Genomic DNA, 25558 nt, shown 5'->3' on the forward strand with positions numbered 1-25558 from the left:
GGGGTGTCCCTCCTTCGCGCTAGGGGACGGGGGCGTTCTCCCCTGTGACGATCATGTCATCCGTCTTCCTGGGCAGCATCGCCGCGACCTCGCGCGCCAGATGGGGGTCGGCGAGGAACGCCTCCATGATGGCCAGTTTCAACGCGGCTCGGCTCGGCTCGTCGTCCGGCTTGGCGTTCGCCATCGTCTCGATCACCTGTCTGGACGCGGCGTCACCGCGGCCGAAGACCCGCTGCAGGATGCGGGTGCCGCGGGCCACGCCCGTATCGGCGCCCAGCTCGCGGGTCCTGGCCAGCACGCTCACGCCGTAGGCGTCGATCGCCGAGGAGACGAAGGGCATGAGGTCGCTCACAGTGTCCATGAGACCCTCCTGTAGGTCCTGATGGAATGACGAGATGCTAGCTTCCGGAGTTCGTCCGGCAAGGGCATAACCTGTCGAATGTGCCTGCGCCGTACCTGACCCTCACCTCCGTCGTCGAGCACGAGACGGAGGCGAAGCGCTCGCGGTTCATCTGCGCGCTGGCGCCCGCGCGCAGCGTCGAGGAGGCCGTCGCGTTCATCGGCGAGCGGCGGCAGAAGCACCCCGGCGCCACCCACAACTGCACCGCCTACGTCGTCGGGCAGCGCGTCCAGAAGGGCGACGACGACGGCGAGCCGGGTGGCACGGCGGGCACGCCGATGGTGCAGGCCCTGGTGGGCCGGGGGTTCAGCGACGTGGTGGCGGTGGTGACCCGCTATTTCGGCGGCACCCTGCTGGGGGCGGGCGGGCTGGTGCGCGCCTACGGCTCCGCCGTGACCGAGACCCTCGACCGGGCCGAGCCGGTGCGGATGGTGCCGGCCAGGGTCGTGCGCGTCGCGGTGGCCCACGACCAGGCCGGGCGGGTGGAGAACGACCTGCGGGCCTCCCGCCACCCGGTGCGCGAGGTGACGTACGCGGGCGAGGTCACCTTCGCCGTCTCCGTGGGCGAGGACGAGGTGGCGCCGTTCGCGGACTGGGTGGCCACGCTCACGGCCGGGCGGGCGCGGGTGGACGTGGGCGAGGAGATCCACGTCCCCGGCTGATCAGCCCTCCAGCGCGTACTGCATGACCCGGAACTTGGCCTGGGCCTCGGCCAGCTCGGCGGCCGGGTCGGAGTCGCCCATGATGCCGCCGCCCGCGAACAGCCGGGCCCGGCGGCCCTGGACGAGCCCCGAGCGCAGCGCGATGCCCCACTCGCCGTCGCCGTGGGCGTCGATCCACCCGACCGGCCCGGCATAGCCGGCCCGGTCCATGCCCTCCAGCTCGCGGATGACCTCGATCGCGGTGGGGGTCGGGGTGCCGCCGACGGCCGCCGTCGGGTGCATGGCGGCGACCACGTCGAGGACGGAGGCCCCGTCGGCCAGCCGCCCGGTGACGTGGCTGGCCAGGTGCTGGACGTTGGGCAGCACCAGCAGCTCGGGCTCGTCCGGCGTCTCCAGCGAGGCGCAGAGCGGGGCCAGGGTCTGGCGCACCGAGGCGATGGCGCACTCGTGCTCGTGCCGGTCCTTCGGCGAGGCGAACAGCGCCGCCCCGCGGGCGATGTCGTCGGCCGGGCCGATGCCGCGCGGGGTGGTGCCGGCCAGAACGAGCGACTCGATCTCCTGGCCCGTACGCCGGATCAGCAGCTCGGGAGTGGCCCCCACCAGCCCCGCGACCGAGAACGTGTAGCACTCGGGATAGCGCCGGGCCAGCCGGGTGAGCAGCAGGCGCACGTCGATGGGCCGCTCGGCGGTGGCGACCAGGTCGCGCGCCAGCACGACCTTCTCCAGCTCGCCCTCGCGGATGCGCTTGGCGGCCCTGGCCACGACGTGCTCCCACTCGGGCGCGCTCAGGCTGCCGTCGCCGTAGCTGATGCGGCCGGGGTCGCGGATGGGGGAGAACGTCTCCAGCGGGGCGTCGCCGATCGTGGTGAGCCAGGCGTGGCCGTCGCGGCGGGCCAGCACGGCGCGCGGGACGACGAGGACGGAGCCGTGGGCGTCCTCGTCGAAGGTGAAGCTGCCGAAGGCGACCGGGCCGGAGCCGGGGGTGCGTACGGCGTCGTCGACGTGGGCGTCGCCGAACACGCCGGCCAGCCACTGGCGGGCCCAGGCGAACCTGCCCGGACCCGGTGGCACGGCCACCCGTGCGGCCTGTCCCCAGCCGACGAGGCCCTCGCCGTTCTTGACCCAGGCGTAGGGCGCCGTCCTGGGCAGGGATGCCAGCAGGTCACCCGGGTCGCCGACAGAGGTGGTGCGAACCGGTAGCGGGCGGGTTGTTCCGAGCGCGACACTCACCCAAGACACTCTATGCGGGAACTGAACACGTTCGACTCAGACCCCCGTGAATGCGAGGTTACGGTCAACGAACCCGGATAAAACCAGACATTGAGCTTCATTTGCCCCATCCTCATCGGGGTCGGGCTGTCAAGCGGCGATATGAAGTCGGTCCGGAAATCACAGACCTCGCCGGACGTCATGGTGAGCCGCTGATCCGCTTCCTACCTTGAGTCCATGATCGGTCGCCTGGGCTCAGTCCTCGCCGCAATGCTCCTCGTCTCCGCCACGGGTCCGGCCCAGGCCGCCGCGGCCCAGCCCGTCCCCGAGATCATGGCCGCGCTCGGCGACTCGATCTCCACCGGCTTCAACGCCTGCGGCTGGTACGTCTCCTGCCCCATGCGCTCGTGGTCCTCCGGCGACAACCACGAGGTGAGCAGCCACTACCTGCGCCTGTCGGCCATGTCAGGAACGCTCCAGAAGCACAACCTCACCTTCGCCGTCCCCGGGGCCACCAGCGCCGACCTGCTCGGCCAGGTGCGCAAGGCCGTCGCCGCCAAGGCCGACTACGTGACGATCCTGGTCGGCGCCCAGGACGCGTGCGTGGCCACCGAGCAGGACATGACGCCCGTCACCACCTACCGGAGCCGGATCGACGCGGCGCTGGCCGAGCTGCGGGCCGGGATGCCGCAGGCCCGCGTGTTCGTCGCCAGCATCCCCGACCTGCGGCGGCTGTGGCAGGTGGGCAGGACCCAGCCGCTCGCCCGGACGTTCTGGACGGCCGGCCGCGTCTGCCAGAGCATGCTCGCCAACCCCACCTCGACCAAGCGCGCCGACGCCGGCCGCCGCGAGCGGGTGCGGGCGCGGGTCATGGCCTACAACCGCGCCGCGGCCAAGGCGTGCGCCGCGTTCGGGTCAGGCTGCCACAGCGACGGGGGTGCGGTGTTCTCGTTCCCGTTCACGCTCGACCACGTCAGCAAGTGGGACTACTTCCACCCGAACATGGAGGGACAGCGGATCCTGGCGAAGCAGACGTTCGAGCACGGCTTCACCTGGGACGACCCGCGCTAGCCCATCCGTCACCGGCACTGGGCCAGCATCATCCTCTTGTCCGCCGGGGTGACGGGCACGTCGTACTTGAGCGCGACCTGCGCGAAGCGGGTGACGTACGCGCAGCGGATGCGCCGCTGCGGCGGTAACCAGCTCGCCGGGCCGGAGGCGTCCTTCTGCTCGTTGGCGGAGCCGGCCACGGGCAGCAGGTTCAGCGGGTCGTTGGCGAAGTCGAGCCGCTTGGACATCCGCCAGCGCGGCGCGCCCATGCGCCAGGCGTAGTTCAGCGGCACCACGTGGTCGACCTGCACCGCGTCCGGGTTGTCCTTGTGCCAGTGGATGGTCCTGCCGGTGTAGGGGTCGGTCAGCTCCATGGAGACGACCTCGCAGCTGGAACCCGCCCGGTACTTCACGTTCTGGCCGTCGCGGGCCAGCAGGTCGTCGCGGGTGCGGCAGCCGTTGCGCGCGTACGGCACCCCGGTCGCGGTGTCGGCCCAGTTGCCGCCGTACCGGGTGCGCTCGTAGCCGGTGTTGGGGCCGAGGCCCTTGACGCGCACCCGTTTGACGAGGGCACGTGCCCTGGCCTTGTCGGCGTTCGAGATGATGGGTGCCAGGCCGGGCCTGGTCCCGCCGGCGTTGCCCAGGGGGCTGGTGGCGGTGGCCGGAGGAGTCTTGGCGCCGCCGACGAAGGAAACGACGATGATGGCTCCCGCTAGAAGGGCGATGGCGTCCTTCGTGCTCAAGCAGGCCTCCGAACATCAAAGGTTGTCTAGAGAAATTCCCGGCATCCGGTGTTTTGACACGGGGAGGGTTATGTGACTGATCGTCCGATCGACCCGGACGTCGATCTCCACATCCCGGCGCAGCGCGCTGAGCTGCACTGGCCCGTGCTCGTCGCGATCGCGGCCGGCGGTGCGCTGGGCGCGCTGGCGCGCCACGGCCTGCAGTCGGCGCTGCCGTCCGGGCCGGGGGACTTCCCCTGGGCGACGTTCCTCGTCAACGTGTCCGGGTGCCTGCTGATCGGCGTGCTCATGGTGGTGATCACGGAGGTGCGGCCGGCGCACCGGCTCGTGCGGCCGTTCCTGGGCGTGGGGGTGCTGGGCGGGTACACGACGTTCTCCACGTACGTGGTGGACATTCAGCGGGCGGTGGCGGCTGGAGCGGCGCTGACGGGGCTGGTCTACCTGGCGGCCACGCTGGTGACGGCGCTGGCGGCCGTGCTGGCGGGCATGTGGCTGACCAGGAGGATCGCCAGGATGCTGGCAGGCGTGCGATGACGTTATTGCTGATCGTCCTGGGGGCGGCGGTCGGCGCGCCGCTGCGGTATCTCGCTGACCGGGCCGTGCAGGCGCGGCACGACACGGTGTTCCCGTGGGGGACGCTGGCGGTGAACGTGGCCGGGTCGGCGCTGCTGGGCTTCCTGGCCGGGCTGCCGGTCGGCGGCGGGGTGATGGCGCTGGCGGGCACCGGGTTCTGCGGCGCGCTGACCACGTACTCGACGTTCGGGTACGAGACGGTGCGGCTGGTCGAGGAGGGCGCCCGCTTCCACGCGGTGGCCAACGCGGGCGCCGGCGTGGTGGCCGGGCTGGGCGCGGCCTTCTGCGGCGCGGCCCTGGCTCAAGCCCTTTGACCTGCTCCCCGCCCCTGAAGGGACGGGGATTCCCGTGCCGCTATGCGGCAGCTCGTGCCGCTTGCGCGGCCCGTGCCGTGGAACGGGGTGCTTGACGTTTCGCGGACCCGGGTGGGTCTCCACGCCCTGAGACGACCAGCCCGGCCGCCTGTCCTTTGGTCTTAATGTTCCTCGCCCCGACGATGTCGGCGTGCTCGGTGTGCCCGCAAGAAGTGCAGGAGAAGATCGCTTGGCTCTTGCGGCTCTTCTCATCCACCTTCCCGCACGCAGGTTCCGGGCACGTCTGGGACGTGTACGCGGGGTTGATCTTATGGATGGCGCTGCCGGTGTAGCGGGCCTTGGAGCGGAGGGCGACTTCCAGGCCGTACCAGCCCTTGCCGAGAATCGCCTTGTTGAGCCCGGACTTCGCTGCCGCGCCGTTGCATAGGAACCTGCCCGGCCGGTCGGGGTCGGGCTTGGGCTTGACGGCCGCGCTCATGCCCTTGGTGTTCAGGTCTTCGATGACCACGTGCCCGTACATGCGGGTGAGCCGGTGCGCGGCCTGGGCGTTGAAGTCAGCACGCCGCCACCGGACCCGCCGCATGATCGCACTCATCGCGGCCACGACCGTCTTGCGCCGCTTCGATCCCTTCTTCGTGCGAGCGAGTTGGCGTTGCAGCCGTAGATACCGTTCCGCTTGGCCGGGCGTGAGATACCCGAGGTCGTCCTCCCGGTCCTGTTTCCTGTCCTGTGGCGGCTGCCTGGAGGAGACACCGTCGGTCCCGGCGTGGCGGCGGTCGAAGAACTCCCCGTCCGACGTCACGGCGGCCGTGGCCACCCCCCGGTCCACGCCCGCCCATTGAGGGCACGCGTGTTCCTCACGCTCGGCGATCCCATCGTCGATCAGGAAGCTGATGAACCAGTGCCTGCCGTCCCGGGACACGGTCGCGGACTTGACGGTTCCCCCGAGCGGGCGGGACATCCGAAACCGCGTCCACCCGAACTTGGGCAGGAACACCCGCCCCCACCTGCGGCCGATCCGCTCCACGGGAAGGTGTTTCGCGGTGGGGAACCGAAACGAGGGCCGCCACTTCGCCTTCGCCTTCCAGGCCACCTTCCACGTGCCATGCTTGCGGCACGCCTGGTCCAGGTCCTTGAGGGTCTGCTGGATCACCTGGGCGGGGGCGTCGGCGAGCCAGTCGCAGTACGGGTCTTTCTTGGCCTCGGCCAGTTGCTTGCACTGCTCGGCATAGTCGATCCACTCCCCGCGCCGCCGGTATTCCCGCCGTTGTTCGAGACCGGTGTTCCACACGGCCCGGCAGATCCCGCCCAGCCTTTCGGCGAACGCCCGCTGCCCGAAGTCGAATTCCAGGCGGTACTTCCGGCCCGCCAGCATGCGCAACACCCCCTCTCCCACGGGACGCTCACGTCTCACCGACTCGAACACATTATCATCTGGTCTATGAGCCAGGAAGTGGAATATCGACGAGGCAGACATGTGGTTTCCGCGATGCATGTCCATCTGGTCTTTGTCACCAAATATCGGAGAAACGTGTTCGACGACGCGATGCTGCGCCGCTGCGAAGACATCATGATCGAGGTGTGCGACAGTTTCGAGGCTGAACTCCGCGAGTTCAACGGCGAACACGACCACGTCCACCTGCTCATCCACTACCCGCCCAAGGTCGCGATCAGCAAACTCGTCAACTCGTTGAAGGGCGTCTCCTCGCACTACCTTCGCAAGGAGTTCACCGGCCGGGTCAACCGCGCCATCATGCACGGCCACTTCTGGTCACCCAGCTATTTCGCCGCCTCCTGCGGCGGAGCGCCACTATCGATCATCAAGGCGTACATCGAACAGCAGCGCCGCCCCACCTGAGGTTCCAGGTCCGCGCTCCGCGCTCAGGGATGTCCCGCCTACGGCGGGTCATCCCCCCAAAGGGGGACCGCATTCATCCCCGGCCTGAAGGACTCCGTTGCCCAATTCGGTGGGTCATGCGGTGAGTGCCAAGTCGAGGCGCGCGAAGTATGAGACTCGGGTCTCGCCGAGGGGTGTCTCGGTGAGCCAGGCGTCCAGGCGGATGAGGTTGATCGCGGCTGCTGACAGCGCGTTGGCCAGGTGGGTTTTGTTCAGGCCGAGGTATCGAGTCCGGCGGATACCGGCGCGGACGGCTTGGGAGATGGTCCCTTCGACACCGGCCCGGATCTTGTAGCGCTCTTTCCAATCGTCGGTGAGCTGCTCGCGGCGGGCGCGTTCCAGGGCCTCGTGCTGAGCCTTGGGACGGATGGTGAGCTGGCGTAGCCCGATGGCAGCGGTGGTGCATCGCGGACGAAGCGGGCAGGGGCCACAGTCACGTTTGCGGAAGGCGAGGCGGATCAACGGCGTGCCGCGGCTGGTCTCCTCGCGCCACTTGCCGCTGGTGTGGCCTGCCGGGCAGATCGCCTGCTGGTTGTCGAAGTCGATGGTGAAGGCGCTCAGGTCGAACCCGTCGTCGCGGCCGGCCTGGCGACTGGTGGAGGCCCGCATGGGCCCCAGCAGGGTGACGTCGTATGTGGTCATGGCCTGCACCAGCAGCGCTGCCGAGGTGTAACCCATGTCGACGGCGTGCTCGGCGGGCAGTAACTCCCGCGGTGCCAGGTCATCCCAGACGACTGCGGTCATCTGGGAGTCCTCCACGGTGGCGTCGGTGGTCGCCACATATGTGATCAGATGAGGGGTGTCATCGTCGCAGGTCTCGGTCAGATGGACCTTGTAACCGACCCAGCCGGTCCCGCGCTTGACCCCATACCGAGCCTCGCGGTCATAGGGCGAGGCCAGCCGGAATCTTCCCGGCGGCAGATCCTTGCCCTGCCGCACACGCACCTCCCCGTCGGTCCGGTAGTACTGCTGGATCCACGCCTCGCGCAGCACCTGCACCGCCGGGACCTGCCGCAGCCAGGCCGGAGCGCCGCGGTCATAAATCCGCTCCAGTAGCCGGTAGCCGTCCGCTCCGACCTGGATCAGGTAGTCCGCCCGCGCCGCTTCTCCGTTAGGCAGCCGGTAGGCATCCACCCGCTCCCCGTACCGTTCCTGCCATGCGGCCGGAGCCCACGCCGCCAGCCAGCCCGGCTCACAGGCCGCCAAGGCGTTCAACGCCGACCGCATCACCTCGCCGACGAACTCCGCCCGGTTCAACGCCCGCACCGCGGCCAGCACATGCGTGGAATCGGTCCGCTGACGTCCTCCCGCACGCAAGAACCCCAGGCCACTCAACCGCTCCACGAGCAGCTCGAAGATATGCTCCTCCTGGCCGTGCTCGACCAGGCGGGCGCGAAAGCCGCTGAGCACCGAAAAGTCGAACCCCGGATCCTCCAATTCCAGGCCGCCGGGTAGCGGGGACGCATTGCTGCGTCCCCGCCCCTAAGAACCGTGCGTGCCCGTCGTCCGAGCACACGGCTCAAGCAAGCCCCGAAGGCTCGCGGGCAGTCAGAAGTGCTGGTCTGCCGCCGGCACCGCGCATTCTGCGTCGGCGGCAGCCGGTGTGTACCAGGCGTGGAGCGACGCGTCCGTCCGGCGTGCCCAGGTCCGCCTCAACCGCGTGTTTGCGGGTCGCGTGGCGGAGCACCTTGAACCACTGCTCCCATTCGTCTGGGGTCTGTGGTCCGCGGTCGGCGTGCAGCAGCAGGGCCCCGCATAACGAACAGCGGCCGTCTTGCGCTCGAAAAAGCCGCAGGGTGACCGGGTCCAGCAGGGGTTTGCTGCGGCGATGCCGTGTGGCCCAGAAGTCGGCCAGGGCGGGGTCGTCGGGCGACGCCGTTCCTGGCACCATCCGGTGCCGGACGATGGGAGTCCAGGCGAACCTTCGCAGGAAGAGGCCGCTGTGGCGGTCTCCGAACACCCACTTGTCCCGCCGGAACCGGTCGAACTGGCCGAAATACCGGGTGACCACCCAGCGCCTCGACTTGTTCGGGTGGGAGTACCTGGCCCACTTGTAGGTCAGCCTCCACACGTGCTGGTCCAGCAGGCGGAACGCCCGCTTGGACACCCCGATCCGGTAATAGGCAGCCCAGCCTCTGATGATCGGGTTGAGCTTGGCGATCAGCACTTCGGCGTTGGCCCCTCGCAGGGCGTGGGCCTCGGTGCTGAGCCGTTCCCGGATGCGTCGCATGGCCGCTTTGCTCGGTTTGGTCAGCAGCTTGCCGCGGAACCGGCGGATGTTAAACCCCAGGAAGTCACAGCCCTCATCGAGGTGGACAATGCGCGTTTTGCCCTCGTTGAAGGCCAGGCCCCTGGGCGCCAGCCATTTGGCAAGCCTCGCTTTGACCTCTTCGGCCTGTTCCCGCGAGTGGCACAGGGCGAGCAGATCGTCGGCGTAGACGACCAGGACCGGGGATCCTTTCGCCACCAACGAGGCATTGCTGCTGAGTTGTTGGTAGCGGACTCCGGCGGCCGTATCCATTCCATGCAGTGCAATGTTTAATAGCGTGGGACTGATCACACCCCCTTGCGGAGTCCCCTCCTCGGTGGGCATGAACCAACCTTTCTCGACCACCCCGGCTTTCAACCATCCGGCAATGAGTCCCCTGCCGGGAAACGTGCCCAGGGCTGAGAGCAGATGGTTGTGGTCGATGTGGTCAAATGCCGCTTTCAAGTCGGCGTCGAGTACCCACAGGCGTTTGGCGTTCTTGCCTTTGGCCGTTTCGTGGATGGATGCGGCCGCGGACTGCGTCGGCGGCCTGCCGATCGGACAGGTTCTCCGCGTATTGCAGCACCGACACCAGCGCCAACTGTCCGGGAGACAAGCCGGGACGTCCCCGCACACCGAACATGCCCGCGAATTCCGCATCGGCGAACAGCGGGCCCAGCGCGTCGCGGACCCGCATCGCCATTGTCCCCTTGGGAAACGCCGCCCGCGCCACACGCGCGGTCAACTCGGGAATCTCCGGCCACGGACGCGGCTGCATCGACATCAGCCCACCATCCTCTCACCGCTCGCAGACGAGGAATCGCGCGGCAGACCATCCTGGTTCAGGACATCATCGGCTTCCGAGAAGACACGCCGAATTGGGCAACGGAGTCCTGAAGGCCAAGGCTTTCTGCGGACCTTCGGTAAATGGTTGGCCGGTGGCCCGCCGGCGATGGCAGGATGGCCCGGCAGTTGTCCGCCGACGATCAGGAGCATCAGATGCGGTGCCTCGGAATCTCCCAGCGCCCTGTTGGCACGAGAGTTCCCGAGGACTTCCATCACCGTGCACATCCTGAACATCGGCATCCTCGCGCACGTGGACGCGGGCAAGACCAGCCTCACTGAGCGGCTGCTGTTCGAGACCGGGGTCATCGACCGGCTCGGCAGCGTGGACGAGGGCAGCACCCAGACCGACACCGGCGAGATCGAGCGCCGTCGCGGCATCACCATCCGCACGGCCGTAGCCTCCTTCACCCTGGGCGACCTGCGGGTCAACCTGGTCGACACACCCGGCCACGCCGACTTCGTGGCCGAGGTCGAGCGCGCGCTCGGCGTGCTCGACGGCGCCGTGCTGGTGCTGTCGGCCGTCGAGGGCGTGCAGCCGCACACCCGGGTCCTGATGAAGACCCTGCGCAAGCTGCGCCTGCCCACGCTGATCTTCGTCAACAAGATCGACCGGGCCGGCGCCAGGGAGCGGGAGCTGCTGGCCGACATCCGGCGGCGGCTCTCGCCGTACAGCGTCGCCCTGAACACCGTGCGGCACCTCGGCTCCAAGGCGGCCGCCACCGCAGCCGTCGCCTCGCCGGAGGAGGCGGCCGAGGTGCTGGCCGAGCGGGACGACGGGCTGCTGGAGCTGCTCGTCGAGGGCAAGATGCCCGACTTCGGGCAGGTACGCGCGGCGCTGGCGCGGCAGTGCGCCGCCGGGCAGGCCTGTCCGGTGCTGTTCGGCTCGGCGCTGACCGGGCAGGGCGTCGGCGAGCTGCTCGACGCCGTCCACCTGCTGCCCGCCGTGACCCAGCCGGACGGGGAGCCGGAGGAGGCGGCGCGGGCGGCGGTGTTCGCGATCGAGCGCGCGCCCTCCGGGGAGAAGGTGGCCTACCTGCGGGTACGCGCGGGCGCGCTGCGGGCGCGCGAGCACCTGACCTTCCACCGGGGCCGGCAGGTCTACGACGGCAGGCTCACCGCGCTGGCCGTCGCGGGCTCGCCCAGGCGGCGGCGGGCGGTGGCCGGGGACATCGTCAAGGTGTGGGGCGTGCCCGAGATCCGCGTCGGCGACCACCTGGGCGAGCCGGGGCCCGCTCACCGGGCCCATTTCACCCCGCCCAGCCTGGAGACCGTGGTGCGGCCCCGCGTCCCCGGCCACGAGCCGCGCCTGCATGCCGCGCTGCTCGCGCTGGCCGAGCAGGATCCGCTGATCGGCACCCGTACCCTGGCCGGCGGCGAGACCTCGGTGCTGCTGTACGGAGAGGTGCAGAAAGAGGTCATCGGCGAGACCCTGGCCAGGGACTTCGGCGTCGAGGCGCTGTTCGAGCCGAGCCGGCCCGTCTACTTCGAGCGCCCGTCGGGCACCGCGGAGGTCGTCGAGGAGATCCAGCGCCAGGGCCGCAACGAGTTCACGGCGACCGTGGGCCTGCGCGTCGAGCCGGGCCCGAAGGGCTCCGGCGTCGGCTACCGGCTGGAGGTCGACCTCGGCTCGCTGCCGCTGTCCTACCACCGGGCCATCGAGGAGAGCGTGCGCCTGGCCCTGGGCGAGGGCCCGCACGGCTGGCCGGTCACCGACGTGCTCGTCACGGTGACCCGGACCGGCTACGTCGCGCCGGTCACGGTCGCGGCCGACTTCCGCGGCCGCGCCCCGATCGTGCTCATGCGGGCGCTGCGCCTGGCGGGCACCACCGTGTACGAGCCGTGCCACCGGTTCGAGCTGGAGGTGCCGCTGGAGGCGTTCAGCGCGGTCAACGCCAGGCTGGCGGCGCTGGGCGGCGAGCTGCACGACACCGGCAGGCGCGACGACACCTGGGTGCTGGAGGGCGAGATCCCGGCGGCGGCGGTGCACGAGTTCGAGCGGCGGCTGCCCGGGCTGTCGCACGGGGAGGGCGTCTGGTGGTCCGCTCCGGCCGGCGACCGGCCCACCCGATAGGTGGTATGTCGGGTTTCGGTGGAAGATGGGTATTAAGTGGCACAGTGCACCATTACAGGTGCCATGTCCGTACAGGGGGGATTCCCATGGCAGACACGAAGAAGAAACCCGCCGCCAAGTCCGGTAAGTCGAAGAAGCAGGCCATCAAGACCAGCAGGCAGGCCAAGGAGACGAAGAGGGAGACCAGGAAGTCGACCTCCGAAGAGGAGTGACCCGGACGGGGCAGCCGTGGTCCGGCTGCCCGGGCGGGCCGGCCGGGCGGCCGTGGGGGAGTTCCGGCCGCCGGTCGAGATCGCCGGGCAGCTGTGGCGAATTGTCTGACCCGGGTGATGTGATCTGACAGCCGGGGGCCGCGGGCCCTCGGCTGTCGGCTCGACCAGGAGTGGCGCTCATGTCCGGCTACCTGCGTTTTCCCGCTGTCTTCCAGGACGTGGTCGTCTTCGCGGCCGAGGACGACCTGTGGATGGTGTCCGCCCAGGGCGGGCGGGCCTTCCGGCTGACCGCGGGGCTCGCCGAGGCGGGCTATCCGCGCATCTCGCCGCGCGGCGACCAGCTCGCCTTCGTCGGGCGCGAGGAGGGCCCGGAAGAGGTGTACGTCATGCCGTCCGACGGCGGCGCCGCCCGCCGGCTCACCTTCCACGGCGCCCGCTGCACGGTCACCGGCTGGGACCCCGAAGGGCGCATCCTGTACGCCAGCGACGCCGCCCAGCCGTTCGAGGGCCGCAAATGGCTGCACCGCGTCGCGCCCGGCGGGGTCCCGGAGCGGCTCCCGTACGGCCCGGCGAACTCGATCGCGTACGGGCCCGAAGGCATGATCGTGCTCGGCCGCAACACCGCCGACCCGGCGCGGTGGAAGCGCTATCGCGGCGGCACGGTCGGCGACCTGTGGATCGACCCGCGTGGCGACGGCGAGTTCCGGCGGCTGATCCGGCTGCCGGGAAACCTGGCCTCGCCCTGCTGGAGCGGCGGCCGGGTGTGCTTCATCTCCGACCACGAGGGCGTCGGCAACGTCTACTCGTGCACCCCCGACGGCCAGGACCTGCGCAAGCACACCCACCACGACGACTACTACGCGCGCAACCTGTCGGGCGACGGGCACCGGCTGGTCTACCACGCGGGCGCCGACCTCTACCTGCTCGACCACCTGCTCGACCCGGGAGAGCCGGCGCGCCGGCTGGACGTGCTGCTGGCCAGCTCCAGGACGCAGCGCAACCGCAGGTTCGTCGACCCCGCCGAATACCTCGACAGCGCCACGCTCAGCCCCGACGGCAGCGCGCTGGCCGTCACGGCGCGCGGCAAGGCGTACGCGATGGCCGACTGGGAGGGCCCGGTGACCCAGCACGGCTCGCCCGACGGCGTCCGCTACCGGTTCCTGACCTGGCTCAACGACGGCACCCGGCTGATCGCGGCGGCCAGCGACGAGGGCGACGAGGAGCGGCTGGTCGTCCTCGAAGGCCACGAGGGCGGCGGCGGCACGGAGGTGGCCCGGCTGGGGCGGATCACGGCGCTCGTCCCCGACCCGGTCCACGACCGGGTGGCCGTCGTCAACCACCGCTACGAGCTGCACCTGCTCGACCTGGCCGCCGGGCGGGCGGAGCTGGTGGAGGCCAACCCGCACGGCTCGCCCGAGGACCCGGCCTGGTCGCACGACGGGCGGTGGCTGGCGTACGCGAGCCCGCTCGACGCGCAGTCCAGCGCGATCAGGCTGCACCACCCCGAGACCGGGCGGACGCTGCAGGCCACGGAGCCGGTGCTGCGGGACTCGATGCCGGCGTTCGACCCGCAGGGCCGCTACCTCTACTTCATCGGCCAGCGCACGTTCTCGCCGGTCTACGACCAGCTCCAGTTCGACCTGGGTTTCCCGCTGGGGACGCGCCCGTACGCGGTGGCGCTGCAGGCGGACGCGCCCGACCCGTTCATGCCCGTCCAGCGTCCCCTGGACGCGAAGGACGGCGACGGCGAGGACGACGACGAGCCGGAGCCGCTGCGCGTCGACGTCGACGGGCTGACCCGGCGCGTCACCCAGTTCCCGCTGCCCGAGGGCCGCTACGAGAAGGTGGCCGGGCTCAAGGGCAAGGCGCTGATCCTGACCAGCCCGCTCGAAGGCGAGAGCTCGCTGCACCTGTTCGACTTCGCCAAGGGCAAGAAGGAGCACTTCGCCGACGGCGTCACCGACTTCGAGCTGGGCCGCGACCACAAGACGCTGCTCTACCGCGCGGACTCCAGGCTGCGGGTGGTCAAGGCCGGCGAGCCGCCCGAGGACGACGAGGCGCCGGGGCGCGAGAGCGGGTGGATCGACCTGTCGCGGATCAAGGTCTCGGTCTGCCCGGAGGCGGAGTGGCGGCAGATGTTCCGGGAGGCGTGGCGGCTGCAGCTGGAGAACTTCTGGAGCGAGGACATGGCGGGCGTCGACTGGGCGGCCGTCTACGACCGCTACCGGCCGCTGGTGGAGCGGGTCACGACCCGGGGCGAGTTCTCCGACCTGCTGTGGGAGCTGCACGGCGAGCTCGCCACGAGCCATGCCTTCGAGAGTGGCGGCGAATACCGCCCTGGGCCCGACTACACCCAGGGCAAGCTGGGCGTCGACTGGGACTACCGCGACGGCGTCTATCACATCGGCTCCATCGTGACCGGCGACCCGTGGGACCCGGCGGCGACCTCGCCGCTGAACCGGCTCGGCGTCGACGTACGCAAGGGTGACGCGGTCCTGGCCATCAACGGCGCGCCCATCGGGGAGGCCGCGACCCCGAACGAGCGCCTGGTCAACCAGGCCGGCGAGGAGGTCGAGCTGACGCTGCGGCGGGAGGAGCGGGTGTTCACCGTCACCGTGCGCGCCGTCTCCGACGAGCAGCCGGCCCGCTACCGCGACTGGGTCAACCTCAACCGCGCCGAATGCCACCGGCGCTCCGGCGGCCGGGTGGGCTACCTGCACGTGCCCGACATGGGGCCCGAGGGGTTCGGGGAGTTCCACCGGGGGTTCCTGGCCGAGTGCGACCGGCAGGCGCTCATCGTGGACGTACGCTTCAACGGCGGCGGTCACGTGTCGGCGCTGCTGCTGGAGAAGCTGGCCAGGCGGCGGCTCGGTTACGACTATCCGCGGTGGGGCGACCCGGAGCCGTACCCGCCGGAGTCGCCGCGCGGGCCGCTGGTGGCGATCACGAACGAGTGGGCGGGCTCCGACGGCGACATCTTCAGCCACACCTTCAAGCTGCTGAAGCTGGGCCCGCTGGTCGGCAAGCGCACCTGGGGCGGCGTCATCGGCATCTGGCCGCGCCACCAGCTCGCCGACGGCACGGTGACGACGCAGCCGGAGTTCTCCTTCGCCTTCGACGACGTCGGCTGGCAGGTCGAGAACTACGGCACCGATCCCGACATCGAGGTCGACATCACTCCGCAGGACTTCGCCAGGGGCGTGGACACCCAGCTCGAACGGGCCATCGACGCCGCGCTCGGCCTGCTGGCCGAGCGTCCCCCACATACTCCCGATCCTCGGCATCGGCCGCGCATGCAACCTTAGTGAGGTTACGGGCGTCTAAGGATCATAGGTGGGGGAAAGCGCATCGGGGACGAACACGTGCACTCCACTGAAGCGGGACAATAGGCCGGTGGCGAGATTCCTCGTCACCGGCCATGTGTGTTGAGACTTCTTCCGGTCGACAAAGGGGGATCTGTCAGGTGCGCGCATTGGCACGCAAGGGCAAGTCGGCGGTGCGCCGGCTGTATCGGGGGTACAACCGGCGCAAGATGCTCAACGCGCCACCGCCTTCGACGCGGCAGGTCCGCATCCTGTTGCTGCACGCGAACGGGATGGGGGGCACGATCAGGACCGTGTTCAACCTGGCCAGCTACCTGGCCAAGGAGCACGACGTCGAGATCGTGAGCATCCTGAAGGAGGAAGAGGAGCCGTTCTTCCCCATCGACCCGCGGGTGAAGTTCCGTTTCCTCGACGACCGGATCAACCCCAGCGCCGACCCGCTGCGCGCGGTGCTGTCGAAGATGCCGAGCCGGATCATCCCCAAGGAGGAGTCGGCCTACCACCGCTTCAACCTGTGGACCGACCTCAAGCTCGCCCGCTACATCCGCTCGCTCGAGACCGGCGTGCTGATGGCCACCCGCCCCGGGCTCAACCTGGCGGTGGCCCAGTTAGCGCTGCCCGGCGTCATCACGATCGGGCAGGAGCACGTGGCGCTCCGCACCCAGGCCGAGCCGATGCAGGAGCTCATCAAGTGGCGCTACCGCCGCCTCGACGCCCTGGTCACGCTCACCAAGGCCGACCTGCGCGACTACCGTGAGACGCTGCCGAAGAAGCCGAAGAAGCTGACCCGCATCCCCAACGCCGTGCCACCGATGACGGGCGGCGTCTCCAAGCTGGACGCCAAGGTCGCCATCGCGGTCGGCCGGATGACCCGTATCAAGGGCTTCCACCGGCTCATCACCGCCTGGGAGACGGTCGCCGCCGCCCACCCCGACTGGACGCTGCGCATCTTCGGCGCGGGGCCCCAGGAGGAGAACCTCGCCCAGCAGATCGTGGAGGCCGGGCTGCAGGACAAGATCGAGCTGCCCGGGCCCACGTCCGACGTGGGGGCCGAGCTGGAGAAGGCGTCGATCTTCGTGCTCAGCTCGCGTCACGAGGGCTTCCCGATGACGATCCTGGAGGCGATGGGCAAGGGGCTGGCGATCGTCAGCTTCAACAGCCCGCACGGGCCCAAGGAGATGATCACCCACGAGACCGACGGGCTGCTGGTCAAGCCGCGTACCAACGCCAACCTGGCCTCCTCGATCATCCGGGTGATCGAGGACGAGCAGCTGCGGCGGGACCTGGCGGCGGGGGCGCTGGAGACGGCGCGTACGTATGACGTGGACGCGGTGGGGGAGAAGTGGGACGCGCTGCTGTCCGAACTCCTGGCCCGCCGCAACGGCACCTACGTCCGCCCCCAACGCCCCCTCACCACCCAGGACCCGCACATCCCGTCCCCGGACGCCTCCGGTTCGACCCCTGCCCCTGCTCCTGCCCCAGCCGCGGACGCCTTCGGTTCGGCCTCTGCCCCCGCCCCGGCTCCGGTCGCGGACGGTGGGGCCTCGGTTCCGACCCCGGCCTCGGCTCAGGCAGCGGGCGGGACGGCAGCAGCCTCAGCCGGAGCGCCACCGTCATCGGCCCCGGGTGGCCCGGCACCGCTCTAGGACACTCCGGCCTCGCGCGGCGTGGCTCCGGGCGCGCCAGCGCTGACGTCGGACGGTGCGGCTCCGTCCCGGGGCGGCGCGGCGCGCTGCACTTGAGCTGATCCGCTCCACCTGTGCCACCGGCGCCGTCCCGTGGCACCGGTTGCTGGACCTGCGGCGGCCGGTGCCATCGGCGGCTTTGCCGATGGCGGGTCAGACTCCGGAGCCGGTGAGCTCCACCGGCTCCGCGATGACATCGACCAACGCCCCATTCCGATAGACGGTGATCGGTAACGGCCGCCCGATGGCGTCGGCGAACATCAGCCGCTGCAGGCTCTGCGCGTCCCCCACCGGGCTGCGGCCCGCACTCAGCACCAGGTCACCGGCGAGCAGCCCGGCCCGATGAGCGGGCGAGCCCGACACCACCTCCACCACGCGCAGCGCCCCCGCCTGCCCGGTCCGCCGCCGCAGCGGCTCGGGCAGCGGCGCGGGCGAGGTCACCAGCCCCAGGAAGGCCCGCCGGACCCGCCCGTCCCTGATCAGTGCGGCGATGATGGACCGGGTCGTGGCGTTCATGGGCACGGCGAGTCCCACGCCCACCCCGGCCACCGCCGTGTTGATCCCGACCACCCGCGAATGCGAGTCGGCCAGCGCGCCGCCGGAGTTCCCCGGATTGAGCGCGGCGTCGGTCTGGATCACGTCCTCGATGAGTCGTACGGCCGATCCGCTGCGCGCGGGCAACGACCGCCCGAGCCCCGACACCACCCCGGCCGTCACCGACCCGGACAGCCCGAGCGGATTGCCCACGGCCACGACGAGTTGCCCCACGACCAGTTCGTCGCTGTCACCGAGTGTGGCCGGCGGGGGCATGGCCGCCTGCGCCCTGATCACCGCCAGATCCGACAGCGGATCCCGGCCCACCACGGTGAAGTCCCCCGAGCTCCCGTCGGCGAAGGCCACGGTGCCGGCCCGGGAGGAGCCGATCACGTGCGCGTTCGTCAGCAGGAAGCTCGGCGAGCCATGCGTGAAGGTCCGGCCGGTGAGGAAGTCGCTCTCATCGAGGACCACGGCGGATCCGCTGCCTCTCGTTGTGCGGACGGCAGCGACCTTCGGAAGGAGTTGGGCGGCGACAGAGGAGACGACCTGGGAGTAGGCGTCGAGAGGATCGGCCATCAATCCCTCCAGATGATTACTTGCTTACAAGGTAACTCCCAGGCTCGGCAGGTGCGATCGCGTCCCGGCCGAAGCCGCCGCGAGGCACCCTGGCGGCGCGATCGACCCGGTCGCAGAGCCCACCCCGGAGAGCGTCAGCCGGGCCCCGGCCAATGTCCGCAGAATGTCCGGTTGCTGCCCTGGATTTCTCTTGCTTGCCGGGCGACCATCTCCCCGTACCGAAGCCACGACTTGGGTCCGCGCCAGGAAAAGAGGCTCCATGCGCGCCACGTTCAGGAAGCTTTATCTGGTCACGGCGGCGGTCATCATGATGACGTTGCCGATCACTACGGGCACGGCGTACGCCGCCGAAACGGCGTACAACGTAAGAACTCAATGGCTGGCGGAATGGGCGTTGAGCTCGATGCCGATGGACACCGTGAGCCGCGATATCTGGCTGGCGGGAAACCGCGGAGATTACGGCTGGTACACCTACGTCAATCCCCCTGCCGAGGTCTATGTCGGTGTCCCGTGCGAGACCTACACCGGACCCATTTTCGAGGGGACGTACAGTTGGACCTCGCAGATCTGGCCTGGGAGACCCTGGGACGGGTGGTACCGGATCGACAGCTATCTCTCCCACAAGACCGCCGGCGTGTCATACAAGATCAGCTGCAATTTCCGGATACCCGGTGACGGCAATTACACGTGGGGCAGCGCTCTCGATCCGCACTTCTGATCGCTGATGCCGCGACGGGGCCGGTCACCCCTTGCGGGCCCGACCTGCCCCATCGCGGACGCACTACCGGCCAGGGTCGTCACCGACGTCGAGATCAGCGCTACCGGAATCGTCGGCAGTGCTCCGGCCTTCAGTTCACGCCGGGGAGCGCGTCAATGTCGCCCGCGCCCCCGCTGGTCGCAGGCGAGCCGCCGCGCGTACGCCCGTCCCGGAGGCGGCCCGCTTCTTCTGTCTCCTTCGCGCCTTCGTAGGTCACCTCCCGCCGCGTTCCACTGCTTCTGCGGCCGGTCCGGGACCCGGACCGAGGGGACTCGGGCCCGGTCAGAGGCGGGAGGTGCGGAACGTGGTCAGGACGGCGGCGTGGTCCGAGGTCCAGTCGTTGCCGCGATGGTTGGGAACGGCCGCCGGCGTGCCCTCGACCAGGGCCTCGGAGCCGGTTACGCGCAGCGGGCCCGCGTAGTAGACGAAGTCGATCCGGTCCTGCGGCTCGGGTTCGCCCTTGTGCGAGTCGTACCCGTAACCCCCGGTGAACACCGGATAGATCGGGGACCACGTGATGCCGGGCGCGGTCACGGGGTTCGGGTGGGCGACCCGATAGGAGTCCCGCAGCCCCGCCTGCGCGGGCAGCACCGAGGTCGGCCACGGGACCGTGGTGTAACCGCACCGGCTCGTGGCCCTGGTCCAGTCCAGATGGGACGGGGCGTTGAAGTCGCCCGTCAGGAGCACCGGCGTGCGCCGCGCCGCGTCCAGGTCCGGCTGCATCTCCTGCAACACGGACTTGATCTGGGGCGTACGGCCGGAACGCTCCTCGTTGGCCAGCAACTGATCCTGCGTCAGCTTGCCGAAGCACGTGTCGTACGGGCCGTACGGGTTGTAGCCGAGGTGGACGTTCCACACCACGACGTCCTGGCGCTCGCCGATCCGAACCCGGACCTTCGTCGCCACCGACAGCGGGCCGCTGTCCACCGGGGCCTTGCGTTCGATGATCGGGTACCGGCTGATCACGCCGATGTCGGTGCCCGACTGGTGATAGTCCCAGCCCAGCGCCTCGGCCAGCTCGCGGGTGGAGACGGCCGAGGTCTCCTGGAGACCCACGACGTCCACATCGGACTTGAGCAGGAACCGCAGCTCCTTCTCCCGGCCGCCGTCGACCTGGCTGCCGCTGTGCCACAGGTTGAAGCTCATGGCCCTGAGCTCGGGCACCAGGTCCTGGCCCGGCCGCCGTACGTCGATGCCGACCATCGCCGTGCCGGTCTCACCCCGCGCGTTGCGGGCCTCGACGCGCAGGGGCGCCGGACGCAGCGAGTCGCGCAGGCGCGGCGTCCCAGTGACCTCGCCGTCGGCCGACACGGTGATCCACCGCGGCCCGCTGACCTTGCGGAACGTGAGCCCGTCGGTGTCCCCGCGGACCAGGCCCCCCACCTTCGCCTGGTACGGCGTGAGGGCGCGGGCGTTGCGCAGGTCGAAGGCGTCGGTGATGAAGTGCAGCGGTGCGTTGCTCGCGATCCGCACCTTCACCGGCGAGGCGAGCCACTGGTAGCCGTCCTGCGCCAGGGCGAAGACGATGTAATTGCCAGGCTCCAGCCCGTCGGTCGGCAGGGCGGCCTCACCGCTCTCCCCGGTGATGTAGGTCCAGCGCAACGAGGGACCCACGAACTTCTCGTCCACCGGGCCGTCGCCAGGATCGGTGTAGAGGCCGAGCCAGTTGGTCGGGTGGGGGCGGGGTGTGGTGTAGGACGCCTTGATCGGCTCACCGCTGCGCACCGTCGCCGAGGCGACCGTCAGCGTACCGTCCGGGGACGCCGACGCCGACGCCGGGAGCACTCCAGCTGACAGGACGAGCATCGCTATGCCGAGCGACGTGAGCCAACGCATCCGCGCCTCCTTGACCGACCTCGTGCAGCGTGGTGCGGGCTGATGAAGATCATGTAAACGGGCCGTGGCAAACCGCCGGCGGCCGGCGGAAACCTGTGCCACGAGCGCAGAGCAAGGCGTCCGCGCCGGTCTCCGACCCTGGTGGGGCGCCGAAACTCACCCCCGCTTCCCGGTACATCGCCCGCCGCCACAGCGTTTCTCGTCGTGCCACCTCACGCCCGAACGAGCCGGTACGCCGCCTTTCGGGGGCGGCGTCGATCAAGGGCCGGTTCGCTGCGGACGACGGTCGGCGTCGTGGCGTGCGCTGCGGTCAGGACGGCGCGGGGTGAGCCGTCCTTGGCTGATCAGGATGCCGAGGATCACCGGCACGCCGCCGGCGGGTTGGTTCCAGTGGATGGTCTCGCCGAGGACGAGGACGAGGACGAGGATGCCCAGGACGACGTCGACGACCGGCGTCACATAGGTGACGGTGGTGCCTCACGCGGCGATCACCCAGGTGTTCCAGATGTAGGCGAGCCCGGTTCCGATCGCGCCCAGAGCCAACAGGCCGATCACGAGTCGCCAGGACGGGTTCGAACCCGGCGCGAGCAAGAGGCCGATGGCGGCGATGGTCGTGGGGTCCTACCGGTTGGTGCGCAGCGGTCTGCGGCTGAGCATGAGCGACGCGGCCTCACGAAACCCGGGCCGGCTCCCTCCAGCGCGACCCCGTGCGCATGCACCTCGGCCACCTCAGTCGGCCGAGGTTTCATCCCGGTGGCTGTGCCCCTCGGCCGCCACCATGCTTGGCATCCCCGGCTCGCGGTCGCCGTCCCCTCATCGGACCTCGCGCCAATCAGGTCGAAGCGGTCATGGTGCCGAAAGGGGCTCTCAGAGCAGGCGTAGTTGCTCCGGCTCGTCCGGGACCGGTGCCGCGGGCCGGGGTGGGAGCCGGCGGGCCATGGCCGGGGTCGCGCGGCCTGCGCCGTGGCGTTGGGCCAGCTCCTTGACCAGGCCCGTCACCCGCTCCTGGTACGACTTGGGCGCGTACGCGCCGCGCCCGTACAGCTCCAGATAGCGGGGCACCAGGCGCGGATGCTCGCGCGACAGCCACCCCAGCCACCACTCCCGCGCCCCGGGCCGCAGGTGGAGCACGATCGGGGCGATGTGGGTGGCGCCGGAGGCGGCGATCTCCTTGACGGTGGTCTCCAGCTGGGCGGGGGAGTCGGTGAGGTACGGGAGGATCGGGGCCATCAGGACGCCGCAGGCGATGCCGTTGTCGTTGAGCGTCGCGCACACCTCGAGGCGCCTGCGCGGGTTGGGGGTGCCGGGCTCCACCGCGCGCCACATCCCCGGGTCGACGAAGCCGACCGACACGCTGGTGCTCACCTCCGTGACGTCCGCGGCCTCCGTCAGCAGGTCGAGGTCCCGCAGGATCAGCGTGCCCTTGGTGAGGATGGAGAACGGGTTACGCGCGTCGCGCAATGCGGACAGGATGCCGCGCATCAGCTGGTAGCGGCCTTCCGCGCGCTGGTAGCAGTCGACGTTGGTGCCCATGGCCACGTGGTGGCCGCCCCAGCGCGGCGAGGCCACCTCCTTACGGGCCAGCTCGGCGGCGTTGACCTTGACGACGATCTTCGAATCGAAGTCTGCTCCGGCATCAAAATCTAGATACTCATGCGTTTTTCGGGCAAAACAGTAAATGCAGCGATGTGTGCACCCGCGATAGGGGTTGATCGTGTACTCGAACGGGACCCGGCTGGCCCCCGGGACCCGGTTGACGATGGATCTGGCCTGGATCTCGTAGAAGGTCATCCCCCTGAACTCGGGCGTGTCGAACGTGCGGGTGACCGCGCCGCGAGCGAACAGCGGCACGGCCGGATCGTCCTGACCGGGCCCGGCCAGGCGCAGGTTGTCCCAGCGCATGCCATGATTAGAACAAGAGTTCGAGCATGATCGCAAACCGAAAAGAGGTTGCAATTACCTGGTCAGCCGGGGGCTAATGATCTTCAGGGTTGGGCAGAAAGACGTCGCAGAGCTTGCGTTCGGGAGGTGCGCCAATGGCCTGGTCGCAGGACGAGGAGCGGATGCTGGCCCAGATCGAGCAGCACCTCGTCGCCGACGATCCGCGACTCGTCGCACGACTGGAGTCGTTCAACGAGCGGGTGCGTCGCAGCGAGGCGAAGGTCAAGGGGCAACCGGGCCGCAGGCGCAGGCCGCGCCGCTCGACGGTCATCATCCTGATCAGCTGGCTGCTCATCGCCACGCTGGTCGCCACGCTCCTGATCATGGTGCTCCGCCACGAGGCCGCCGCAGCGCTCGCGCTGGCCGCCACCTTCTAGCCGCTCCGTTACGGGTTGGCGCCTTTCCGGCGCCGTCTTGCGCTGCCTTCCGCACGCTGGGTCACGGTTCGTTCTCGAACCGTTTCCCCGCTGCATTCCAGGCCGCCATCAATCCGTTCCGGAGCGGCTCCCGCCGGACGCATTCGGGCGGCTGCCGTCTCATGCCGGTCATCGGGGGCACCAGCTTCAAGGCCGCGGCCTGTCTTCGGTGAGTGCCGTGGTTGTCGAGGTGGGCGTTTATGCCCGTACGCGGTTCTGCCTCCCGGAAATGGACCTCTGCCCGGAACGGGGGCGCAACCGCTCGGCGCGACGATCACGGACGAGCCCTGCCGAGCTTGGTTGCCCCGAAATCCGACGGGATGTGGTGCCGAATGAACGGGCCGGGGCCGTACCCAACCAGACAGTGACAGCCTGGGTGGAAACCGGTTGGACGCCACCCTTCGTGCCCGGCAGGCTCGGATCATGAGCGATCTCCCCGGGTTCGAGCCCGGCGCGCGCCTGCTGATCGTGAACAGCGACGACTTCGGAATGCACCAGGCGGTCAACGAGGCGGTCGTACGCTCGATCGAGGAGGGGATCTCGGGCTCGTGCAGTCTGATGACGCCCTGCCTGGGCGCGGAGCACGCCATGGGCCTGCTGCGGGAGCGGCCCGAGATCCCGTTCGGGATCCATCTGACCTTGGTCTGCGACACGCCCCGCCGCCGGTGGGGGCCACTGGCTGCCAGGGAGGAAGTGCCGTCACTGCTCGACGAGGCGGGCGAGCTGTTCACCCCCGACCGCATACCGGAACTGCTCGCTCAGGCCCGCCTTGACGAGGTGGAGCGGGAGTTCCGCGCACAGATCGCCGCCGTGACGGATGCCGGGCCGGCGCCCACCCACCTGGACTGGCACTGCCTGGCGGACGGCGGGCGCGCCGACATCTTCGATCTGACAGTGGCGCTGGCCCAGGAGTACGGCCTGGCGGTACGGGCCTGGCTCGACCCGGCACGCGCGAAACTTCGGGCGCGCGGGCTGCCGGTGGTCGACCACGACTTCCTGGACAGCTTCCGGCTCGACCTCGACGACAAGGCGGCCACGTACGCCAGGCTGCTGCGCGAGGTGCCGGCCGGGCTGAGCGAATGGGCCGTCCACCCGGGGCTGGGCGGCGAGGACGCGCAAGCGATCGAGCCCGATGGGTGGCGCGTGCGGCGGACCGACTACGAGTTCCTCACCTCACCCGAGGCGCGCGAGACCCTGCGGAGCGAGGGCATCATCGTGCTCGACTACCGAGTCCTGCGGGAGTTCTGGGTGAGGCGAGGCCCCGCTGGAGCCCGTTGACATCGCACAACGCACTGAACGCCGGTCATGCGCCGCCGCCGGCTCGCCCGATCGAGCGCTGCGTAGGCCATGCACGCGGCCTGGCCGGAGCCTTTCGTGCCGCGGGACACGGCGGCTGCTTTCGCGTCAAGGCCTCGGACCCATACCGGCAAAAAGGCCTTGGAGTATGCGATCAACGTAGTCGTGGGTCACGGGCTCCTGGATGATCAGAAATCTGAAGTACAGGGGGCCGGACAGGATCGACATGGCCAGGTCGAGGTTGAAGTCGAGTGAGATCTGCCCCTGATCTTGGGCCGCCTTGAGGCGGGCGACGGTCTTTTCCGTCTGCGGGCCGATGAAGCGCGGCGGCGACTGCGGGATCATGCTGAGCCTCGCCCAGCAGTGCCCGGTAGAGCGGGCCCCATGGCGGAGCGCCCAGCAGGTCGACCGCCGCGTAGATCTGCCGGCGCAGGTCGGCCATGATGTCGCCGGTGTCGGGATAGTCGAGTACGGGCTCGTTCCGTGACAGGAGCGCGTCAAGAAACAGCAGGCCTTTCGATGGCCAGCGGCGGTAGATCGTGTGCTTGCCGACACCGGCGCGGGCCGCGACCCCCTCGATGCTCAGCTTGGCGTAACCGACCTCTCGGGCCAGGTCCAGCGTGGCCCGCATGATCGTTTCGGTCCGGTTGTCGGCGCGAGGGCGCGGTGGTCGCTCATGCTGCCCAGGATCCGGTAGGCGATCGCGAAAAGCAGCGGCCGTAGCTCCTGGAACTCCTCAGTGCGGGTCACGCCGACTATTGATATCAGCATTGCCGGACAAAAGTGACAAAGTGTCGCAGGTCACACTCGGCCGAGCTCACATCCGTGCCGGGCTGTCTCGTCTGGGGGTTGTAACAGCTGAAACCGGCAACAAGGAGCACACCATGCAGAAGGTCTGGTTCGTCACCGGCTCGTCCCGCGGCCTGGGCCGCAACTTCGTCGAGGCCGCCCTGTCGCGCGGTGACA

Annotated in this window: 22 protein-coding genes and 2 pseudogenes; 12 read left to right on the forward strand and 12 right to left on the reverse strand. The window is 69.8% G+C overall.

Going from position 1 to position 25558, the window contains the following annotated elements:
• Positions 1-19 precede the first annotated feature (19 nt).
• Positions 20-361 (reverse strand): hypothetical protein, encoded by a 342-nt coding sequence (locus ACIBQ1_RS46780; RefSeq protein WP_397287788.1) that lies wholly within the window; start codon positions 359-361, stop codon positions 20-22.
• A gap of 80 nt (positions 362-441) precedes the next feature.
• On the opposite strand from ACIBQ1_RS46780, the gene ACIBQ1_RS46785 reads away from it, so the two are divergent.
• A complete protein-coding gene (locus ACIBQ1_RS46785) occupies positions 442-1062 on the forward strand; it encodes a YigZ family protein (protein ID WP_355377622.1) in 621 nt (206 codons plus the stop codon).
• On the opposite strand, the gene ACIBQ1_RS46790 is transcribed toward ACIBQ1_RS46785, so the two are convergent.
• Positions 1063-2292, reverse strand: a complete 1230-nt coding sequence (locus tag ACIBQ1_RS46790) for an isochorismate synthase MenF (RefSeq protein WP_397287790.1) — start codon at positions 2290-2292, stop codon at positions 1063-1065.
• 216 nt (positions 2293-2508) lie between these two features.
• On the opposite strand from ACIBQ1_RS46790, the gene ACIBQ1_RS46795 reads away from it, so the two are divergent.
• Positions 2509-3342 (forward strand): GDSL-type esterase/lipase family protein, encoded by an 834-nt coding sequence (locus ACIBQ1_RS46795; RefSeq protein WP_397287792.1) that lies wholly within the window; start codon positions 2509-2511, stop codon positions 3340-3342.
• Between the two features lie 8 nt (positions 3343-3350).
• On the opposite strand, the gene ACIBQ1_RS46800 is transcribed toward ACIBQ1_RS46795, so the two are convergent.
• Complete coding sequence (locus ACIBQ1_RS46800) at positions 3351-4064, reverse strand: HNH endonuclease family protein (protein WP_397287794.1); 714 nt, start codon at positions 4062-4064, stop codon at positions 3351-3353.
• A gap of 72 nt (positions 4065-4136) precedes the next feature.
• On the opposite strand from ACIBQ1_RS46800, the gene ACIBQ1_RS46805 reads away from it, so the two are divergent.
• Both ACIBQ1_RS46805 and crcB read left to right on the forward strand, forming a co-directional pair.
• On the forward strand, positions 4137-4598 hold the full coding sequence (locus ACIBQ1_RS46805) for a CrcB family protein (RefSeq protein ID WP_397287796.1): 462 nt from the start codon (positions 4137-4139) through the stop codon (positions 4596-4598).
• A complete protein-coding gene (gene crcB / locus ACIBQ1_RS46810) occupies positions 4595-4951 on the forward strand; it encodes a fluoride efflux transporter CrcB (protein WP_397287798.1) in 357 nt (118 codons plus the stop codon). The genes ACIBQ1_RS46805 and crcB overlap by 4 nt, the downstream gene beginning before the upstream one ends.
• A 40-nt stretch (positions 4952-4991) precedes the next feature.
• Here the strand turns inward: crcB and ACIBQ1_RS46815 are convergent, their stop codons facing one another.
• Positions 4992-6365, reverse strand: a complete 1374-nt coding sequence (locus ACIBQ1_RS46815; protein ID WP_397287800.1) for an RNA-guided endonuclease InsQ/TnpB family protein — start codon at positions 6363-6365, stop codon at positions 4992-4994.
• 27 nt (positions 6366-6392) lie between these two features.
• Between ACIBQ1_RS46815 and tnpA the strand changes: the two genes are divergently transcribed.
• Positions 6393-6809: an IS200/IS605 family transposase gene (gene tnpA, locus ACIBQ1_RS46820; protein WP_397287802.1), complete on the forward strand. Its 417-nt coding sequence runs from the start codon at positions 6393-6395 to the stop codon at positions 6807-6809.
• A 114-nt stretch (positions 6810-6923) separates the two neighbouring features.
• On the opposite strand, the gene ACIBQ1_RS46825 is transcribed toward tnpA, so the two are convergent.
• From ACIBQ1_RS46825 to ACIBQ1_RS46835, 3 genes and pseudogenes are all read right to left on the reverse strand, one after another.
• Positions 6924-8285 carry a transposase gene (locus tag ACIBQ1_RS46825; RefSeq protein WP_397287804.1) on the reverse strand — a complete coding sequence of 454 codons (1362 nt, stop codon included), beginning with the start codon at positions 8283-8285 and terminating at the stop codon, positions 6924-6926.
• Positions 8286-8367: 82 nt separating this feature from the next.
• Entirely contained in the window at positions 8368-9732 is a 1365-nt protein-coding gene (locus tag ACIBQ1_RS46830; RefSeq protein ID WP_397287806.1) for a reverse transcriptase domain-containing protein, read from the reverse strand.
• Positions 9620-9880 (reverse strand): annotated as a pseudogene (locus ACIBQ1_RS46835) (transposase); the annotation flags it as partial. The gene ACIBQ1_RS46830 and the pseudogene ACIBQ1_RS46835, both read right to left, overlap by 113 nt.
• A 279-nt stretch (positions 9881-10159) precedes the next feature.
• Between ACIBQ1_RS46835 and ACIBQ1_RS46840 the strand changes: the two are divergent.
• The 4 genes from ACIBQ1_RS46840 (at position 10160) to ACIBQ1_RS46855 (ending at position 17194) form a co-directional block, all read left to right on the forward strand.
• Entirely contained in the window at positions 10160-12013 is a 1854-nt protein-coding gene (locus ACIBQ1_RS46840) for a GTP-binding protein (RefSeq protein WP_397287807.1), read from the forward strand.
• An 86-nt stretch (positions 12014-12099) separates the two neighbouring features.
• Positions 12100-12225 carry a hypothetical protein gene (locus ACIBQ1_RS46845; protein ID WP_355377634.1) on the forward strand — a complete coding sequence of 42 codons (126 nt, stop codon included), beginning with the start codon at positions 12100-12102 and terminating at the stop codon, positions 12223-12225.
• Positions 12226-12404: 179 nt separating this feature from the next.
• Positions 12405-15530 (forward strand): PDZ domain-containing protein, encoded by a 3126-nt coding sequence (locus ACIBQ1_RS46850; RefSeq protein ID WP_397287809.1) that lies wholly within the window; start codon positions 12405-12407, stop codon positions 15528-15530.
• Between the two features lie 158 nt (positions 15531-15688).
• The gene (locus tag ACIBQ1_RS46855; RefSeq protein ID WP_397287811.1) at positions 15689-17194 is read left to right on the forward strand and encodes a glycosyltransferase family 4 protein; all 1506 of its coding nucleotides are present in this window, start codon (positions 15689-15691) and stop codon (positions 17192-17194) included.
• 192 nt (positions 17195-17386) lie between these two features.
• On the opposite strand, the gene ACIBQ1_RS46860 is transcribed toward ACIBQ1_RS46855, so the two are convergent.
• A complete protein-coding gene (locus ACIBQ1_RS46860; protein ID WP_397287813.1) occupies positions 17387-18346 on the reverse strand; it encodes a S1C family serine protease in 960 nt (319 codons plus the stop codon).
• A gap of 259 nt (positions 18347-18605) precedes the next feature.
• Between ACIBQ1_RS46860 and ACIBQ1_RS46865 the strand changes: the two genes are divergently transcribed.
• Positions 18606-19064 (forward strand): hypothetical protein, encoded by a 459-nt coding sequence (locus tag ACIBQ1_RS46865; protein ID WP_397287815.1) that lies wholly within the window; start codon positions 18606-18608, stop codon positions 19062-19064.
• A gap of 321 nt (positions 19065-19385) precedes the next feature.
• On the opposite strand, the gene ACIBQ1_RS46870 is transcribed toward ACIBQ1_RS46865, so the two are convergent.
• The 3 genes from ACIBQ1_RS46870 to ACIBQ1_RS46880 form a co-directional block, all read right to left on the reverse strand.
• Positions 19386-20939 (reverse strand): endonuclease/exonuclease/phosphatase family protein, encoded by a 1554-nt coding sequence (locus ACIBQ1_RS46870; RefSeq protein ID WP_397287817.1) that lies wholly within the window; start codon positions 20937-20939, stop codon positions 19386-19388.
• Between the two features lie 258 nt (positions 20940-21197).
• Positions 21198-21398 carry a hypothetical protein gene (locus tag ACIBQ1_RS46875; protein WP_397287819.1) on the reverse strand — a complete coding sequence of 67 codons (201 nt, stop codon included), beginning with the start codon at positions 21396-21398 and terminating at the stop codon, positions 21198-21200.
• Positions 21399-21806: 408 nt separating this feature from the next.
• Positions 21807-22841, reverse strand: a complete 1035-nt coding sequence (locus tag ACIBQ1_RS46880) for an Rv2578c family radical SAM protein (RefSeq protein ID WP_397287821.1) — start codon at positions 22839-22841, stop codon at positions 21807-21809.
• Between the two features lie 134 nt (positions 22842-22975).
• Between ACIBQ1_RS46880 and ACIBQ1_RS46885 the strand changes: the two genes are divergently transcribed.
• Together ACIBQ1_RS46885 and ACIBQ1_RS46890 are read left to right on the forward strand one after the other, a co-directional pair.
• Positions 22976-23257: a DUF3040 domain-containing protein gene (locus ACIBQ1_RS46885; RefSeq protein WP_397287823.1), complete on the forward strand. Its 282-nt coding sequence runs from the start codon at positions 22976-22978 to the stop codon at positions 23255-23257.
• Positions 23258-23719: 462 nt separating this feature from the next.
• Positions 23720-24574 carry a polysaccharide deacetylase family protein gene (locus ACIBQ1_RS46890; RefSeq protein WP_397287825.1) on the forward strand — a complete coding sequence of 285 codons (855 nt, stop codon included), beginning with the start codon at positions 23720-23722 and terminating at the stop codon, positions 24572-24574.
• A gap of 126 nt (positions 24575-24700) precedes the next feature.
• On the opposite strand, the pseudogene ACIBQ1_RS46895 reads toward ACIBQ1_RS46890, so the two are convergent.
• A pseudogene (locus tag ACIBQ1_RS46895) lies at positions 24701-25223 on the reverse strand (TetR/AcrR family transcriptional regulator).
• Positions 25224-25558 lie beyond the last annotated feature (335 nt).

Origin of the sequence: Nonomuraea sp. NPDC050153, assembly GCF_044460125.1 — a bacterium.
Classification (GTDB): domain Bacteria; phylum Actinomycetota; class Actinomycetes; order Streptosporangiales; family Streptosporangiaceae; genus Nonomuraea.